Here is a 15,023-nt window from a genome sequence, read left to right as displayed (position 1 = left end):
TGAGCATATGAGGGGTGATGACAATATTTTGGAAGTTTGTAGCCATTGAAAACAATTGACAAATATCAGGAGGCGTTAAGAGTGTCAATAAAAGAAGTTCTTATAAGAAAGTTTATAGTAGGATTATTGTTCTTAGTGCTATCATCTACATTTTTTTACTGAGTGGCTTACTAATTGGAATTGAACCCACATTTTCATTTTATGTAGGATTATTTTCAGTTCCCATTTTATTGTTCTATGCGCCGATATGGTCTACGTTGTCTGAAATACTTGTAAACAGGATAAGCAAAGAGAAAAAGAAAGATACCCTGACTTTTTTACATATAATCGGTGGGTTTATACTACCATATATTCTTATAGCTATATTTAACCCAGAAGACTTTGTTGCATTTCTAAGTAGTAGTTCTTCATTGTATATAACAATTCCAGGAATTATAGTTTCTATATTCTATTTGTTACTTGATCGTTGGTGTTTAGAAAGAATTCAAAAGAATGTGTTATCTTAATTTTACCAATCAATAGCCTAAGGAGGCGGTTTGTGTGTATCATCTTATATTTGGAAATGCTGCAATAGGCGGCCTAAAACATGCTTTTCGTAAGAAAAGTCATAAGGTTATTGGATTCCCTATCGATTTTTCTGTTGGACCTATCACAAATATTCATAAGGAAAGTGGCATCACTCGTCATTTTGATTGGTTGAGATCTTCATTCCGCACAGATTTGAATGGGGGAGATTTTGATGATCAAACAGCTTATTGCGAGTCCTTACAAAAGTTATTGGAAATAAAAGATGGTGAGCAGGTAATAATTTGGACTTGTGAAAATGCAGCAGAGCAAATTGGCCTTCGAATTAGCTACTATTTGTTGAAAGACAAAGAAGTCGAACTGAGTGTTGTCAACACATTCACAGCAATGCATGAGTATATGAAGCACAAGGATGTCCAATTTGATATTCGTCATTCGGCTGAATGTGATGCCGAGCAGCTTGCTCATTTTTATATGCATTCTACTCGCCCAATTTCAAAGGAAGTGAAAAGAGAATATGCACAAAGTGGGGAAAAATTGCTTAGCAGTGAAAGCATTGTTCGTTCCTGGCAACACGGAGAAGTGATTGATGATTTGGCAACAAGAGATGATCCATTTATTTTGGAATGTGCCGAAAGTCTACATAATGAAATGCCTGAATTAGAATTTATTAATGCACCAAGAGTTATTGGGGAAGTGTTGGGTCATTCAACTCACTCATTATCTGACACATGGATTGAATATAGACTTCGTTCGCTCATTAATTCCAATAAACTTGCATATAAAGGTAATCTTCAATCAATGCGTATGTATGAAATAAAAGTTATCCAATAATCTGCTGTTCAAGAGCAAGGGAGACTTCGTAATAGGTTTTGGAAGGGAGTATTAAATATGAAAAGATTTTTTCTATTATTCCTAACACCCATAATTCTTTTAGGATGTAATCAGATTGCAAAGAATAAAGCGAGTTCGATGTATTTAGATGGGAAGTTAATTGTTGATAATGAAGAATACAATTTGATACTTGGATACTATGCATACAAGGATGATAAGGTTGAAATTAATAAATTAGATCCTTTCTCGCCAATGGAAGCAGCAGACGAATTCGAAACTTTAGCGGTTGCAAAGAATAGTAAAATAGAAATTACACTCGAAGATCAATCGGCTAATATAACCCTTCGTCAATGGAGTGAAAATGGTGAAATTGAAGAAATTCTATTAGACGGGAATCTATTAACAGTTCCCGCAGAAGAAGGCTATTATGTATATGAAGTAGTAGGGAAATGGAGAAATGGTGAAACTACTTTGGTATTTGATATTGATGTTAAATAAAAGCATCGGCTATAAATACCGATGCTGTTTTAGTCATTAAAGTTAAAGAAGGAAAAATCCACCCCCACAATTAATTAACGAGGTTGTGAAATTTTTGTAAAGACGCCGAGCTTATCAAGCGTGAATGCATAAAGTTCCGCGGCTTCTTTCAAGTGGTTGAAGCGGCCAGACTTGCCGAAATGACCGGCCCCCATATTCGTTTTCAGTACGAGCGTATTGCTATCGGTTTTAAGCGCTCTTAAGCGTGCAACCCATTTGGCTGGCTCCCAATAACCGACACGCGGATCGTTGATGCCAGTTGTAATATACATATGCGGATAATCCTTCACTTCTACATTGTCATATGGGCTATATGATTTGATATAAAAATAATCTTCACGTTTTCGTGGGTCTCCCCATTCATCCCACTCTAAGGTGGTAAGTGGAATCGTAGTGTCGAGCATCGTTGAAACGACATCGACAAATGGCACTGCAGGAATAACAACTTCAAACAGTTCGCCGGCCATATTGGCAACCGCACCTATAAGTAGTCCGCCCGCACTCCCGCCGCGCGCCGCCATTTGGCTCTTAGTTGTGTAGCCCTGCTCAATCAGAAATTTTGCAGCAGTGATAAAGTCGGTGAACGTGTTACGCTTATATTGCATCTTTCCGTCCTCATACCAACCTCGTCCCATTTTGGAACCACCGCGTACTTGTGCCGTGACAAATACAATTCCCTTTTCCAACATTGGCAGGCTATATGGGCTGAAGTAGGGATCGCTGTTGGCTCCATATGATCCGTACCCGTTTAAAACCAACGGAGCAGGCCCATTTTCAAGTGCGCCTTTCAGATAGACCATAGTCATCGGTACTTTGACGCCATCCTCGGCTACCGCCCATAATTGTTTTTGAATGAAACGAGCAGGATCAAATTCGCCGCTGACAGGCGCAACCTGCAAACAATATTTTTCTCCAGTCAAAAGATCCAACCCGTATGTTGTTTTGGGAGTGAGATGTGATTCATAATTGATTAATACTTCTGTCGTCTCGTAGCTTTGATCGGATAAAATCGACACGGTGTAGAGCGGTTCGTCCCAACTAATTTGCTTCAATTCATCGTTTTCTAATGACCAAATCTGTGTCAGGCCATTCTCGCGTCCAACGACGAGCAACTTATCTTGAAATGGGTAAACGCTTTGAAGGTAGCGTTCCTCGCGATACGCTACGACGTTCTCCCTTGATTGGAGATCATTGATAGGGCAACGGAACAACTGGAAATTCAAAGCCTCTTCGTTTGTCAGGATCAGCAGGTCATCTCCCCAATGCTCGACATCATACAAGATCCCCTCACGCCGCGCGTCTACTAGCTTCAAAGGAGAAAGCGGAGAATCTGCGTCTAGCAGACGGATTTCGCTCGTCATTTTTGAACTTGAATGCACAAAAATAAACTTCCCGCTTTGTGATTTCGTCACGAATAAAGTGAACGTCGTGTCGTTTTCTTCAAAGACTAACTCATCGCTCTCATTCCCAGTACCCAAGCGATGCCGCCAAAGCTGGCATGGACGCTGATTCTCATCGACTCTGATGTAAAAAATATAGTCGCCGCATCGGCTCCATTCCATGCTGCCATACAAAAAGACATCGGGAATCCGGTCAGGTAGAAGCTTGCCCGTATCCATGTCCTTGACGTAAATTGTATATCGGTCGGTGCCGTCCCGGTTCTCCAAATAGGCAAGACGGGTATGGTCGGTGGATATACGCTGTGCCGTTACGCTTAAATACTCGTCTTCTTCAGCCAATTCATTCAAATTGAGCACGATTTCCTCGGTCGTTTTTGCCAAAAGCTCGCGGTTTGCTGCCCGCTTACGTGCATAAACCGGATACTGCTTGTCTTTGTCTTGGCGAGAATAATAGAAGAATGGCCCGCGTTGGACCGGCACATTTACTTCAGTTTCGGGAACACGGTCAATCATGCTTTGATAAAGTTCTTCGGTTTGTTCTTTAAGTGGATGCATAATTTCATCGAAATAATGATTTTCTGCTTCAAGATAATGGATGACTTCTGGGTTTTCGCGGTCCTTCAACCAATAAAAGTCGTCCTCGCGCACATCGCCATGCAATTCATGGGGATGGGGAATGCGTTTTGCTATAGGTGGTTTCATAAAGATCCTCCTTTATTTGATAAGTATTGTTTCGTGATATGTTCTTGGAACTCCTCTTATTTATAACAATAATTAATCATCTGCTAGCGGGGGTTCATTGCGGATGCATTTACGTCTTGAAATAGGCGGAAAATAGATAGCTAAAGTGATTGAAAGCACGGATAATAAAGTATGGATATGGAGGTCATTGATGTGAAATGCGGTGCTAAACAATATCATATTGAATTTGAAATTAGGGGAGAAAGGAAAATAACGTCTGTCGCGGCAAGAACACCTGCTGAAGCAAGAAAAAAGTTCCGCGTCGAGTACGGAGAAAAATCACAGATTATATCAGTTAGGGTAGTGGTTTAATGTTCAAAAAGGAAGCCAATCAATTATTTCTTTGATTGGCTTCATCCTTACATTTATTTAGACATGTATAAAATGAGTAATAAAACAAATCATACCAAGGATAAAGAAATAGAAGGTTGTGGTGTCCTTGGTTCAAAAAAGTCTCTTTATACTTTTCATTATTGCTTATCTTTTTCCATCTCTATCAGTTTTTGAAGAAACAAATGAAAACACAGTATCCGCATTATTAACCGCTAAAGTAACAACTTCTGAAGAACAAGGTACACCAATTAGTAACGCTCGAATTATTGTAGTAAATCCTTTAGGTGAGATTATAGCAACAGAGCTAACAAACTCTGAAGGACAGGTTAACATACCTGTTGTAGTTCAGAGAGATCCTAGGTTTCCCATGAAGAACATGGGGGAAGTTACTGTCATAGCAGTTGCAGATGGATATAACGAGTATATCAACTTCAGTGTTCCAATTAATGAATTTAACGATAATACAGGGAAGGTTTTTATTCCCCTATGGAATATAGACCCGGCTAGACGAAATGAACCGCAATTTCTCAACGGAAGTTTTCATCGTTTCACAGTTTTTGAAATGCTTGATTATTATGCCGAGAAAATAGGGTTGAAAAGGCAGGATATTAAAGTGGATATTGGAAAAGAACCACCTTGGAGTTCTGGGTTTAAAGTCGATTAATCGAATTACTGGGGTACACAATTTGCATATGAATTGGTGTCTCCCTTTTTGTTGTTAAAATCTGTGCTAAAAATATTGCGAATTGAACTATCAAAGATAGTTCGATAAGCAAAACTTATTTTTGGTAATAATTATTTATGAATTTTCTTGCATAAGGAATTGATATAAAATTGAGAATGGGAAGTACTCTATACGAGGTCGATGCTAACCTATCAACCTCACATTAATATGGTGAATTTAATTCAAATTGAATTGAGGGATGTAAAATGGGGATTAATTTTCATAATGAGAAAAACCGCAATTCATATACAACTAGAAATGCCGATAATTCGTGGGTTAACACTATTAAAGACTTAGTACCAATCGAGAATATATCTAATGCAACGGACATTGGGTGTGGTGGAGGAATTTATTCAAAGGCATTAGCTGATATGGGAGTCAGTTCTATTACTGGTGTCGATTTTTCCGAAGCCATACTTGAAGGTGCAAAAGAAAACTGTAAAGAATATAAAAACATATCTTTCAAGCAAGGTAATGCTTTTCATACGGGTTTAAAAAGTAACGAATATGATTTATTACTTGAAAGAGCATTAATACATCATATAGATGATTTACAAAAATGTTTTCAAGAGGCATATAGATTGTTGAAGGACGAAGGTTATTTTATTGTTCAAGACCGCACCCCAGACGATTGTTTATTAAAAGATAGTGATAGTCATATTAGGGGGTATTTCTTTGAACTATTTCCGAAACTAATTGAAAAAGAGACTAATCGCAGGCACAATAGCCGATTTGTTATGGAAACACTTAAGGAAGTTGGGTTTAGGGAAATTCAAGAAGTTAAGTTGTGGGAAAAAAGAAAAGTGTATGATGATAAAGAGCAATTACTAGAAGACTTAAGAGCGAGAACAGGAAGAAGTATTTTACACGAATTAGACGATGAAGAATTAAAATTATTAATAAATTATATAGATAAGTCAATTTCAATTGAATATAACATAGTTGAAAAAGATAGATGGACGATTTGGATAGCAGTAAAATAGTTAGGTAGCTCGATTAAGTTAATAAATTATTACGTCAAAAAACGCTCAGATTTATTCTGAGCGTTTTTACTTCCATTTGTATTAGCATTTCAGTTATTGTTTTATAACAACCTCTACAGACTCGGCTTTACGATTAGGTGGATCTGACTCTTCAACATCTCCGAATTGATCATATTTTACCAGAACCTGATCGCCAACTTTCATGTTTTCATAAGCTTCTATGGATACGTAAAAGTTTACGCCTCCGTTGTCTTGAGCTACTATTCTATCTTCCAACTTCCCATTAATGACTCGTTCAATATCTGATCCGTTAATATTTGGCACAACTAATATACTTTTTGTATCTATTTCTTTGGCTAAAACATAGCCTTTCATTTCTACTAAATCTTTATCTACCTTTATCTGTGAGCAACTCATTAATAATAATAAAAAGATTAAAATAAGAAACGGTTTGTATGAATGTATTACCTTCATGTTGGTACCTCCGGCGGCTATAGATTTATTGGAAATTTATTATAAGTCCCTATGTTATGGCGTGCATGATTGTACAAATATGTGAACCCTAACATAGATACCCGAATTGGCATTTTCTACTCCAACCACATCACTTTTATCGGTTTTGTAGAGATGTAATAACTGTAATCCTAATAGAATAAAATGGCGGTAATATGCGAGGAGGAATGTTTTGCAAACATACAAATACGTGTTCCCTCAAATACCGTCTAATCAGATGATTTCAATCATCAAAAATGGATTGAAAAAAACACAGAATGCTAAGAAAATCATCGTAATCGGTGCAGGGATGGCTGGTATGGTTGCATCATCTTTACTTAAGGAGGCTGGACACGATGTCACGGTCCTTGAAGCATCCGATCGGGTCGGGGGACGTGTCTATACTGTGCGTTCAGATTTTACTGATGAATTATATCTCGAAGCCGGTGCAATGAGAATTCCACATACCCACTTTCTGACATTGGAATATATAAAAAAGTTTAATCTTCCACTAAACCCATTCATCAACAGTACCCCTGAAGACATCTTATTTGTGAAAGGCATCAAAAGCCGATTAAAGATCTATGAACAAAACCCCGCGATATTTGGCTTTCCAGTTGCACTGCATGAAAGAGGTAAAACAGCTGCCGAGCTACTTCAATTTGCAATAAAACCTGTCACCGATTTAATTGATCAAAACCCTCATCGTAATTGGCCGTGGATCATTCAAGAATTTGATAAATATTCGATGGATGCGTACTTGAGGTATAACCCCTTTGGAACAAGGTTGTCTCCAGGTGCTATCGAAATGATAAAAGTAATCCTTTCCTTAGAAGGATTTACAGAGCTTTCTTTCCTTGAACTGTTGCGCGAATTGATGATTCTGTTCACCCCTGATATTAAATTCTACGAGATCACAGGTGGAAATGACCAACTCCCAAAAGCATTTCTTCCACAATTACAGGATAACATCATGTTTGGGCTTAAAGTAACCAAAATTACACTACAGAACAATCAAGTGACCATTGATGCGATTCACACAAAAATCTTAAGACCATTTCAAATTACTGGAGATTTTGCGATTGTGACCATTCCTTTTTCAGTTCTCCAATTTATTGAGATTGAACCGCGTAATTCATTTTCAGAAAACAAATGGAAAGCCATACGTGAACTTAACTACGTAGGCTCAACAAAGACCGGCATTCAGTTCAAAAATAGGTTTTGGGAAAAAGAAGGGATGTATGGAGGTCAAACAGTTACAGATTTACCGATCGCATATTCTCAATATCCGAGCACTAGACTTGGCACTCCTGGTCCAGGCACGATTTTAGCCAGTTATACTTGGGGAGATGATGCGTTGATTTGGGACAGTATGAATTCAGAAAATCGCTTAGGGTATACACTGAAAAATTTAGCCGAAATTCATGGCGAACAGGTGTATCGCGAATTTGTAACAGGAACGAGTTTTAGCTGGATACGAAATCCGTATTCCGGTGGAGCCTTTACGATGTTTAAACCTGAACAAATAAAAGAATTATCCCCTTACATTTCATCGCCAGAAGGAAGGGTGCACTTTGCTGGCGAACATGCTTCTACCCTGCACGGGTGGATTCAGGGAGCAATTGAATCGGGAATACGGGTAGCGGATGAAGTCAATGGAATAAACAAATGAAGGTGATCCGAGTTTTTAGGGTACCCACATAAAAACAAGGTTGTAGGTACCCTCACCACCTCAAAGAAGGAAAAACCCAATCCCCATAATTAAATAAGCCGCGAAAAGAATCAATCCCTCAAACCAATTTGATTCACCATCATTACTAAGATTAATAACAAGAAGCGTCGCTGTAATCATTGCTACCAATTCAGGTACCGTGAAGACAAGCGGCATCGGTTCGGGCATCAACAGCGAAACAAGGACGAGTACAGGAGCGACGAACATCGCGACTTGCAAGGTCGATCCGACAGCAATCTCTACCGTGACATCCAACTTGTTCTTCATCGCCATCGTAATAGCGGAAAAATGTTCCGCTGCATTCCCGATGATAGCAACGATAATGACACCGATGAATAACTCCGTCCATCCAAACTTCTCTCCAATTGTCTCAAAGGTCTGAACCAGCTGTTCCGATACAAAAGCGACAGCCACCGTCGACAGCAGAAGAACCCAAATCGACTTGCGTTTCGTCCACTCCGGAATCTCCATTTCGACCTCCTCCTTATCGGAAGAACCGAAAACACCCCGGTGCGTGACGAGCTTAAAGAGTAATCCAGCAAGATAAAGTGTAATCAGAATGACCGATATGCCGATACTCAGGCTTAACGTCTTCTGGGGAGATAACGTCATCGAAAACATCTCGGGAATGACAAATGCCACAATGACAGCGAAGATGAGCAGACCTGAATTATAGCGGGCGTCATGGATGCTGAAATTTTGGCGCTTAAACTTGAGGCCGCCTGCAAAGAATGAAAGGCCGAGCACGAGCAGAAGATTCCCAAGAACAGATCCAGTTAGTGACGCCAAAACAATACCAATCATTCCGGCTTTCAATGTGAAAATAGAAATAATCAGCTCAACCGCGTTTCCGAAAGTCGCGTTTAACAAACCGCCAACCCTCGGCCCACTCACAATGGCCAAGCTCTCCGTCGCCCTTCCTATATATCCCGCTAGCGCGATGATATTCAAACAACAGAGAAAGAACATCAATATGTCATTCCAATGAAGAATTGCACCCGTAATGACAAGCGGTATCCCCGTAAAAATGATAATGGCGAATAATCGATTCAATAAAACCACCTCTTTGGATCGTTAAATTAAGTATTCCCCTACTGAAAAATTAAAAACACATATATGGCTTCTTTCTCATTTGAGGTATATTCTCGTCGCAATAAAAATATAGTCATAAACGGCAATTATTTATTGCTAATCGATAAATGCCATGCTAATATAAAATCAACAATAAATAAGTGAGGTGTTTTTTATGAAACGAGGTTCAACACTCTTTTTAAAAATAGCTGTTTTTCTTATCGGAGCTCCAGTTCTTGCGCTCGGTATATTTGGAGTGATTGACTTAGTTAATAATCCTGCTAATCCAAATTATGCCCATCTACTCTATCCGATAGTAATAGGCATGTATATCTCAGTAATCCCGTTTTTCGTTGCATTGTATCAGGCATTTAAACTTTTGAGCTATATTGACAAAAGCCTGGCATTCTCTGAATTCTCTGTAAAATCTCTAAAGAAAATTAAATTCTGTGCAATGACAACGAGTGGCGTGTATATAGTGATTTTGCCATTTGTTTTTCTCGTGGCGGAGCTAGATGATGCACCGGGGCTAGTAATTGTTGGAATGGTTCCTATTTTTGCACCAATGGTTATCGCAGTTTTTGCTGCTGTTCTCCAAAGACTTCTACAAGAAGCGATTACTATAAAACATGAAAATGATTTAACGGTCTGAGGTGACTAATATGGCGATTATTATCAATATTGATGTGATGTTGGCTAAAAGGAAAATGAGCGTAACAGAACTTACGGAGAAGGTCGGAATTACGATGGCAAATATTTCGATACTGAAAAATGGAAGGGCAAAAGCGATTCGATTTTCTACTTTAGAAGCTATATGTGAGGCATTAGACTGTCAGCCTGGAGATATTATGGAATACAAAAGTGACGAAGATACTCAAGGATAATAATGAAGTAAGGTGAGGATTATGATCAAGGAAGAAAAGATTTATATCCTTTTGACAGACACAGAAACGCTATTAACAAGACTGATTAAGTTCTATACGAAAAAACCCTATAACCATGCCTCGATAGCCTTCGATGCAGAGTTAATTGAGGTATATAGTTTTGGGAGAAAAACAGCGAAAAATCCTTTTATTGGGGGATTTGTTAGAGAAGATATTCATTCGGTCATATTTAGACAGGCTGACTGTGCCATTTATTCTTTAAACATAACAGATGCTGAATTTCAAAAGATGTATCAATATATTCAAGAAATAGCTTCTGAAAAGGAAAAGTATCGCTACAATTTCATAGGATTATTTGGGGTGCTATTTAAAAAGCCGATAAAAAGAAAGAATGCTTTCTTCTGTTCTCAGTTTGTGGCATCTGTCCTAAAGGAGAGTAGAATCATTGACTACGAAGAAGAGGATCTTTCACTGGTTAAACCAAGTGATTTGACTCATTTAGCGAATCTTCAATTGATATTTGAAGGTGGATTAAAAGATTATCAAAGAGATATTATAAATGAAAGAATCCCATTCCATTATCGTTTAGTTTCCGATTGAAATGTAATTTCGAAATCAAATTAACAATAAATAAGTGAGGTGCTTTTTATGAAACGAGGTTCAACACTCTTTTTAAAGATTGCTGTAATTCTTATGGGACTCCCTGTCTTTGCTTTATGCCTATTTTTGTTGCCGCAAATAGCGGATGAAGCAAATGAAGCAGCAGCGAGAGGCTCAGATTTGGCATTTGTGGTATACGGCATTTTAATGATTATGTATATTTCAGCAATCCCATTTTACTTTGCTTTGTATCAATCTTTTACCCTTTTAAGTTATATCGACAAGAACCAAGCTTTCTCGGAATTATCTGTAGAAGCTCTAAAGAAAATCAAAAACTGTGCAATCATAATCAGCGGCTTGTATGCGGTAGCCCTACCATTCGTCTTTATCATGGCGGAGGTAGACGACGCCCCGGGTCTAGTGATAGGCGGAATGATTCCTATATTTGCTTCCATTGTGATTGCAGTCTTTGCAGCTGTTCTCCAAAGACTTTTACAAGAAGCGATTACCATAAAATCTGAAAATGATTTAACGGTCTGAGGTGAATGATATGGCGATTATTATCAATTTAGATGTGATGTTGGCTAAAAGGAAAATGAGCGTAACAGAACTTACGGAGAAGGTCGGAATCACGATGGCAAATATTTCGATACTGAAGAATGGAAGGGCAAAAGCGATTCGATTTTCTACATTAGAAGCTATATGTGAGGCGTTAGATTGCCAGCCTGGAGATATTTTAGAATATCGAAGTGATGTAGTAGATCACCAGTGTTAATTAAAAAGTTTTTCAGCGGTTGACCAAAACCTTTGGAGGTACAAACCATGAGCGCACTAAAACAATTTGTTCGTTTTGGATGGGATCAGGCCCAATCATGTTTGTTTCCCGTCGTTATTTTTGCCTCTTTGGCTATTACACAAATCATTCCGCTTCCGTTCCTGCCGAGGTATGACTGGATACTTATCATCTGCCTGCTGATGCAATGGTGGATGGTCCGTTCTGGGCTTGAAACACGGGATGAACTAAAGGTTATCTCATTGTTCCACCTTATAGGACTCGCTCTTGAAATTTTCAAGGTGAATATGGGCTCCTGGTCTTATCCAGAGGAAGGCTTTTTCAAGGTTTTTGGTGTGCCTTTGTTTAGCGGGTTCATGTACGCAAGTGTAGCGAGTTATCTTTGCCAGGCGTGGCGGAGGTTCAAGGTTAACCTAGTTAAGTGGCCGCCGTTTTTGGTAGTTGTACCACTTGCAGCTGCAATTTACTTGAATTTTTTCACGCACCATTATTGGATAGATATCCGTTGGTGGTTATCTATTCTTGTCATTATCGTATTTTGGCAAGCCTGGGTCACATACGAAGTTGGTGGAACTCGTTATCGGATGCCGCTCGTATTTTCTTTTGTGCTCATCGGATTTTTTATATGGGTAGCTGAAAATATCGCAACGTTCTTTGGTGCTTGGCAATATCCAAATCAAACCACTGCATGGAGTCTCGTTCATCTAGGAAAGGTGAGTTCATGGCTTTTATTAGTGATTGTTAGCTTTCTAATAGTAGCGACGTTAAAACAGGTTAAGGGAAAAGTTCCAGTCAGTAAAGATGCTAGAAAATTTTTATAACTGTGATTTAAAAGTCGGATCCTATCTTTAGAAGGAATTCGACTTTTTTTGTTTGAATTCCCCCCCTAACCTTGTCCGCATGGTACTTATACAGCATTCTCGAAATATATATATAGTAGTTGATTATATATATCGGGAGGGATACGATGTTTTCGTTTATCTTAGTGATTCATTTGATAGCGGTATGTTGCTGGTTTGGCGGGGCTCTTTACGAAAGATGCTTTATCGTAGCAGGATTTCGTAAAGAGGCGGGAGGTGAATTAGAGGCACCGATGTTAAAGCTCTTGCTAGGCAGTGTCCCTTTCTTTTTTACATCTGTCATGACTATTCTTATTACCGGAATCACCATGACGATCATGGGGAAATATGGATTTTTACAGTGGTCTTGGATTGGATTAAAGCAATACATCATGCTCGGCATTATCGTTTTGCTAGCGTCCTATATCGCTCCGAGAATGTCGCGTTTGGGTAAACAATTGAAGAAGAATATGGAGCGGGGTGAGGGAGTAGAAGATATCATGCGCGCTCAAACCAATCGTTTAATCGTCTATCTAGATATTATGCACTTGGGCGTTTTGGTCAATTTAATACTTGGAGTAACGAAATTCTTTTAAATCGCCGGGTACCATAAATTAAGAAAAAGCTGAATCAAATAATGGATTCAGTTTTCTCTGTTTTTTATACAGGTTTTATCAATTAAAAGTCAAAAGAAAGGGGATTTGTCATCCATGTGGAAAGAGTATATCCAATCGGTGATATCTAGCATCATTTTACAAAACGCGTAATTGAATCTGACATTAATCAGTTGGGTAGTTCAAAACAATCAATGCGTATGTATGAAGTTAAAATCATATAAGAAAATAGAATAGGAAAATTAGAATTAATAAATGGAAAGTGGTGATTAAGTGGAGTTGGTATTAATTCGTCATGGTCAGGGAGAACATACAGTAGATATACCAAATAGCTTACAAATAAAAGATCCCTCTTTAACAGCTAAAGGAGTAAAACAAGCAAAATTGTTGAGGAATACATTCCCTTTAACTAATAAAGATATTATTTATATTAGTCCTACCAGAAGAACACTGCAAACAGCATTTATTTGGAGTGAGCATGTAGCGTGTACAAAGATTGTAACTCCTTTCGTCTCTCCGAGAATGTTTCCTGTTCTTCCAAGTAAGAGTTCATTGCCATGTGATTATATAATCGAGTTAGAAATAATAAAGTCAGATTATCCTACTTTTGAAATTGATAGGAATGCGCCTCTTGAGTTATGGAAGAATGGAATAAATGTAATGGATGAAAGGAAATTCAAAAAAATTGCAGAAGAGTTCATAGCAAATAGCAAGCTATTACAAAAAGAAGTAATTTATATAGTTTCCCACGATGGTACGATAACTTCCTATCGCCAATTGATTTCAGGAAAAATTTTAACGAGAAGAGATTTCCCGCGCGAAACAGGTTGGTTTCAGATTAATTGTTAAAAAAGTGCAAGGTATAGCTATTCATCGAAGCACCTTTATTAGGAGGAATAATTATGACAAAAACAAATCAAAACATCGTGCCACATTTATGGTATGACAAGGAGGCGAATGAAGCAGCGGCGTTTTATGCTTCTATTTTCCCGGACTCGAAAATTACGAATGAAACAACTATCCACGACACACCATCAGGTGACGCCGATTTAGTTTCCTTTGAATTGTGGGGACAGAAGTTCATGGCAATCAGTGCAGGGCCTTATTTTAAATTTAATCCGTCGGCGTCTTTCATGGTTAACTTTGACTCACCAAAAGAAAAAGATGAAAGTGAAAAAATAAATGAGGTATGGGATAAATTGTCTGAAGGCGGCACGGTATTAATGCCACTTGATAAGTATCCGTTTAGTGAGAGATATGGCTGGATTCAAGATAAGTATGGGTTGTCCTGGCAGTTAATCCTTACAAATCCAGAAGGTGAAGAACGGCCTCGGATACTACCATCTCTACTTTTTGTTGGCGATCAATGTGGTAAAGCGGAAGAAGCGATTAATTTTTATTTATCTGTATTTAAAAACTCAGAGAAGGGCCGTATTGCGCGCTACCCTCAAGGTATGGAACCTGATAATGAAGGAACAGTCATGTTTTCTGACTTTATGCTTGAAAACCAGTGGTTAACGGCAATGGATAGCGCCCATGAGCATAACTTTAGTTTTAACGAAGCAGTATCATTTATGGTTTATTGCGATACGCAAGAAGAACTTGATAACTACTGGGACAAGCTTTCAGCAGTTCCTGAAGCGGAGCAATGTGGCTGGCTGAAAGATAAGTATGGCGTGTCCTGGCAAATTGTGCCGAGAGAGATGGACAAGATGATGACGAATAGCACGCCAGAACAAATTGCGCGTGTGAATAACGCGATGCTTAAAATGAAGAAACTTGATCTTGCTAAGTTGCAAAGAGCATATAGAGAATCGTGAAAAGACAACGGGTGCGGTGTAAGAAACAATCAAGATTGATTAAACTTTAAGGGTTTCTCACACGCACCTGTTTTACACCTCGAAGAAGTGCCGCATAAATC

The 15,023-nt window shown here is 38.6% G+C and carries 18 protein-coding genes; 15 read left to right on the top strand and 3 right to left on the bottom strand.

Features of this window, described 5'->3' with window-relative positions; translation table 11 throughout:
- The first annotated feature begins 540 nt into the window (after positions 1–540).
- Positions 541–1,359: a DUF1835 domain-containing protein gene (locus JSQ81_RS08795; protein ID WP_212607253.1), complete on the top strand. Its 819-nt coding sequence runs from the start codon at positions 541–543 to the stop codon at positions 1,357–1,359.
- 57 nt (positions 1,360–1,416) lie between these two features.
- Complete coding sequence (locus tag JSQ81_RS08790) at positions 1,417–1,857, top strand: hypothetical protein (RefSeq protein WP_212607252.1); 441 nt, start codon at positions 1,417–1,419, stop codon at positions 1,855–1,857.
- 74 nt (positions 1,858–1,931) lie between these two features.
- On the opposite strand, the gene JSQ81_RS08785 is transcribed toward JSQ81_RS08790, so the two are convergent.
- Positions 1,932–3,998: a S9 family peptidase gene (locus JSQ81_RS08785; protein WP_212607251.1), complete on the bottom strand. Its 2,067-nt coding sequence runs from the start codon at positions 3,996–3,998 to the stop codon at positions 1,932–1,934.
- Positions 3,999–4,190: 192 nt separating this feature from the next.
- Here JSQ81_RS08785 and JSQ81_RS08780 point away from each other — a divergent pair, with 192 nt between their 5' ends.
- From JSQ81_RS08780 to JSQ81_RS08770, 3 genes are all read left to right on the top strand, one after another.
- Entirely contained in the window at positions 4,191–4,349 is a 159-nt protein-coding gene (locus JSQ81_RS08780; protein WP_212607250.1) for a hypothetical protein, read from the top strand.
- A 127-nt stretch (positions 4,350–4,476) separates the two neighbouring features.
- Positions 4,477–5,034, top strand: a complete 558-nt coding sequence (locus JSQ81_RS08775; RefSeq protein ID WP_212607249.1) for a carboxypeptidase-like regulatory domain-containing protein — start codon at positions 4,477–4,479, stop codon at positions 5,032–5,034.
- A 266-nt stretch (positions 5,035–5,300) separates the two neighbouring features.
- Positions 5,301–6,077, top strand: coding sequence for a class I SAM-dependent methyltransferase (locus JSQ81_RS08770; protein WP_212607248.1), 777 nt, complete (start codon positions 5,301–5,303; stop codon positions 6,075–6,077).
- 93 nt (positions 6,078–6,170) lie between these two features.
- On the opposite strand, the gene JSQ81_RS08765 is transcribed toward JSQ81_RS08770, so the two are convergent.
- Positions 6,171–6,551 carry a DUF3221 domain-containing protein gene (locus JSQ81_RS08765; RefSeq protein WP_212607247.1) on the bottom strand — a complete coding sequence of 127 codons (381 nt, stop codon included), beginning with the start codon at positions 6,549–6,551 and terminating at the stop codon, positions 6,171–6,173.
- Positions 6,552–6,807: 256 nt separating this feature from the next.
- Here JSQ81_RS08765 and JSQ81_RS08760 point away from each other — a divergent pair, with 256 nt between their 5' ends.
- Positions 6,808–8,241, top strand: coding sequence for a flavin monoamine oxidase family protein (locus JSQ81_RS08760; RefSeq protein ID WP_212607604.1), 1,434 nt, complete (start codon positions 6,808–6,810; stop codon positions 8,239–8,241).
- Between the two features lie 60 nt (positions 8,242–8,301).
- On the opposite strand, the gene cax is transcribed toward JSQ81_RS08760, so the two are convergent.
- Positions 8,302–9,363: a calcium/proton exchanger gene (gene cax / locus JSQ81_RS08755; RefSeq protein WP_305849485.1), complete on the bottom strand. Its 1,062-nt coding sequence runs from the start codon at positions 9,361–9,363 to the stop codon at positions 8,302–8,304.
- Between the two features lie 184 nt (positions 9,364–9,547).
- On the opposite strand from cax, the gene JSQ81_RS08750 reads away from it, so the two are divergent.
- The 9 genes from JSQ81_RS08750 (at position 9,548) to JSQ81_RS08710 (ending at position 14,922) form a co-directional block, all read left to right on the top strand.
- Positions 9,548–10,024, top strand: a complete 477-nt coding sequence (locus JSQ81_RS08750) for a DUF2975 domain-containing protein (RefSeq protein ID WP_212607245.1) — start codon at positions 9,548–9,550, stop codon at positions 10,022–10,024.
- Between the two features lie 10 nt (positions 10,025–10,034).
- On the top strand, positions 10,035–10,256 hold the full coding sequence (locus JSQ81_RS08745) for a helix-turn-helix domain-containing protein (RefSeq protein ID WP_212607244.1): 222 nt from the start codon (positions 10,035–10,037) through the stop codon (positions 10,254–10,256).
- Between the two features lie 21 nt (positions 10,257–10,277).
- Positions 10,278–10,856 carry a hypothetical protein gene (locus JSQ81_RS08740; protein WP_212607243.1) on the top strand — a complete coding sequence of 193 codons (579 nt, stop codon included), beginning with the start codon at positions 10,278–10,280 and terminating at the stop codon, positions 10,854–10,856.
- A gap of 48 nt (positions 10,857–10,904) precedes the next feature.
- Positions 10,905–11,396 (top strand): DUF2975 domain-containing protein, encoded by a 492-nt coding sequence (locus tag JSQ81_RS08735; protein WP_212607242.1) that lies wholly within the window; start codon positions 10,905–10,907, stop codon positions 11,394–11,396.
- A 10-nt stretch (positions 11,397–11,406) separates the two neighbouring features.
- Positions 11,407–11,631 carry a helix-turn-helix domain-containing protein gene (locus tag JSQ81_RS08730; protein ID WP_212607241.1) on the top strand — a complete coding sequence of 75 codons (225 nt, stop codon included), beginning with the start codon at positions 11,407–11,409 and terminating at the stop codon, positions 11,629–11,631.
- Between the two features lie 47 nt (positions 11,632–11,678).
- Positions 11,679–12,470 (top strand): DUF817 domain-containing protein, encoded by a 792-nt coding sequence (locus JSQ81_RS08725; RefSeq protein WP_212607240.1) that lies wholly within the window; start codon positions 11,679–11,681, stop codon positions 12,468–12,470.
- Between the two features lie 146 nt (positions 12,471–12,616).
- Positions 12,617–13,084 carry a DUF2269 family protein gene (locus tag JSQ81_RS08720; protein ID WP_212607239.1) on the top strand — a complete coding sequence of 156 codons (468 nt, stop codon included), beginning with the start codon at positions 12,617–12,619 and terminating at the stop codon, positions 13,082–13,084.
- 291 nt (positions 13,085–13,375) lie between these two features.
- Positions 13,376–13,951 carry a phosphoglycerate mutase family protein gene (locus tag JSQ81_RS08715; protein ID WP_212607238.1) on the top strand — a complete coding sequence of 192 codons (576 nt, stop codon included), beginning with the start codon at positions 13,376–13,378 and terminating at the stop codon, positions 13,949–13,951.
- 53 nt (positions 13,952–14,004) lie between these two features.
- Entirely contained in the window at positions 14,005–14,922 is a 918-nt protein-coding gene (locus JSQ81_RS08710) for a VOC family protein (RefSeq protein ID WP_212607237.1), read from the top strand.
- The last annotated feature ends 101 nt before the right edge of the window (positions 14,923–15,023 follow it).

The sequence above is a fragment of the Sporosarcina sp. Marseille-Q4063 genome (assembly GCF_018309085.1).
Classification (GTDB): domain Bacteria; phylum Bacillota; class Bacilli; order Bacillales_A; family Planococcaceae; genus Sporosarcina.
Note: the sequence above shows the minus strand (reverse complement) of the source record. Positions and strands in the feature narration are given on the sequence as shown.

What these genes read in the sequence shown, in the direction of transcription:
- JSQ81_RS08730 (WP_212607241.1), top strand. Translation starts at nt 11,407, where the DNA reads ATGGCGATTATTATCAATTTAGATGTGATGTTGGCTAAAAGGAAAATG.
- JSQ81_RS08720 (WP_212607239.1), top strand. Translation starts at nt 12,617, where the DNA reads ATGTTTTCGTTTATCTTAGTGATTCATTTGATAGCGGTATGTTGCTGG.
- JSQ81_RS08770 (WP_212607248.1), top strand. Translation starts at nt 5,301, where the DNA reads ATGGGGATTAATTTTCATAATGAGAAAAACCGCAATTCATATACAACT.
- JSQ81_RS08760 (WP_212607604.1), top strand. Translation starts at nt 6,808, where the DNA reads ATGATTTCAATCATCAAAAATGGATTGAAAAAAACACAGAATGCTAAG.
- JSQ81_RS08745 (WP_212607244.1), top strand. Translation starts at nt 10,035, where the DNA reads ATGGCGATTATTATCAATATTGATGTGATGTTGGCTAAAAGGAAAATG.
- JSQ81_RS08790 (WP_212607252.1), top strand. Translation starts at nt 1,417, where the DNA reads ATGAAAAGATTTTTTCTATTATTCCTAACACCCATAATTCTTTTAGGA.
- JSQ81_RS08750 (WP_212607245.1), top strand. Translation starts at nt 9,548, where the DNA reads ATGAAACGAGGTTCAACACTCTTTTTAAAAATAGCTGTTTTTCTTATC.
- JSQ81_RS08765 (WP_212607247.1), bottom strand. Translation starts at nt 6,551, where the DNA reads ATGAAGGTAATACATTCATACAAACCGTTTCTTATTTTAATCTTTTTA.
- JSQ81_RS08710 (WP_212607237.1), top strand. Translation starts at nt 14,005, where the DNA reads ATGACAAAAACAAATCAAAACATCGTGCCACATTTATGGTATGACAAG.
- JSQ81_RS08740 (WP_212607243.1), top strand. Translation starts at nt 10,278, where the DNA reads ATGATCAAGGAAGAAAAGATTTATATCCTTTTGACAGACACAGAAACG.
- JSQ81_RS08785 (WP_212607251.1), bottom strand. Translation starts at nt 3,998, where the DNA reads ATGAAACCACCTATAGCAAAACGCATTCCCCATCCCCATGAATTGCAT.
- JSQ81_RS08725 (WP_212607240.1), top strand. Translation starts at nt 11,679, where the DNA reads ATGAGCGCACTAAAACAATTTGTTCGTTTTGGATGGGATCAGGCCCAA.
- JSQ81_RS08735 (WP_212607242.1), top strand. Translation starts at nt 10,905, where the DNA reads ATGAAACGAGGTTCAACACTCTTTTTAAAGATTGCTGTAATTCTTATG.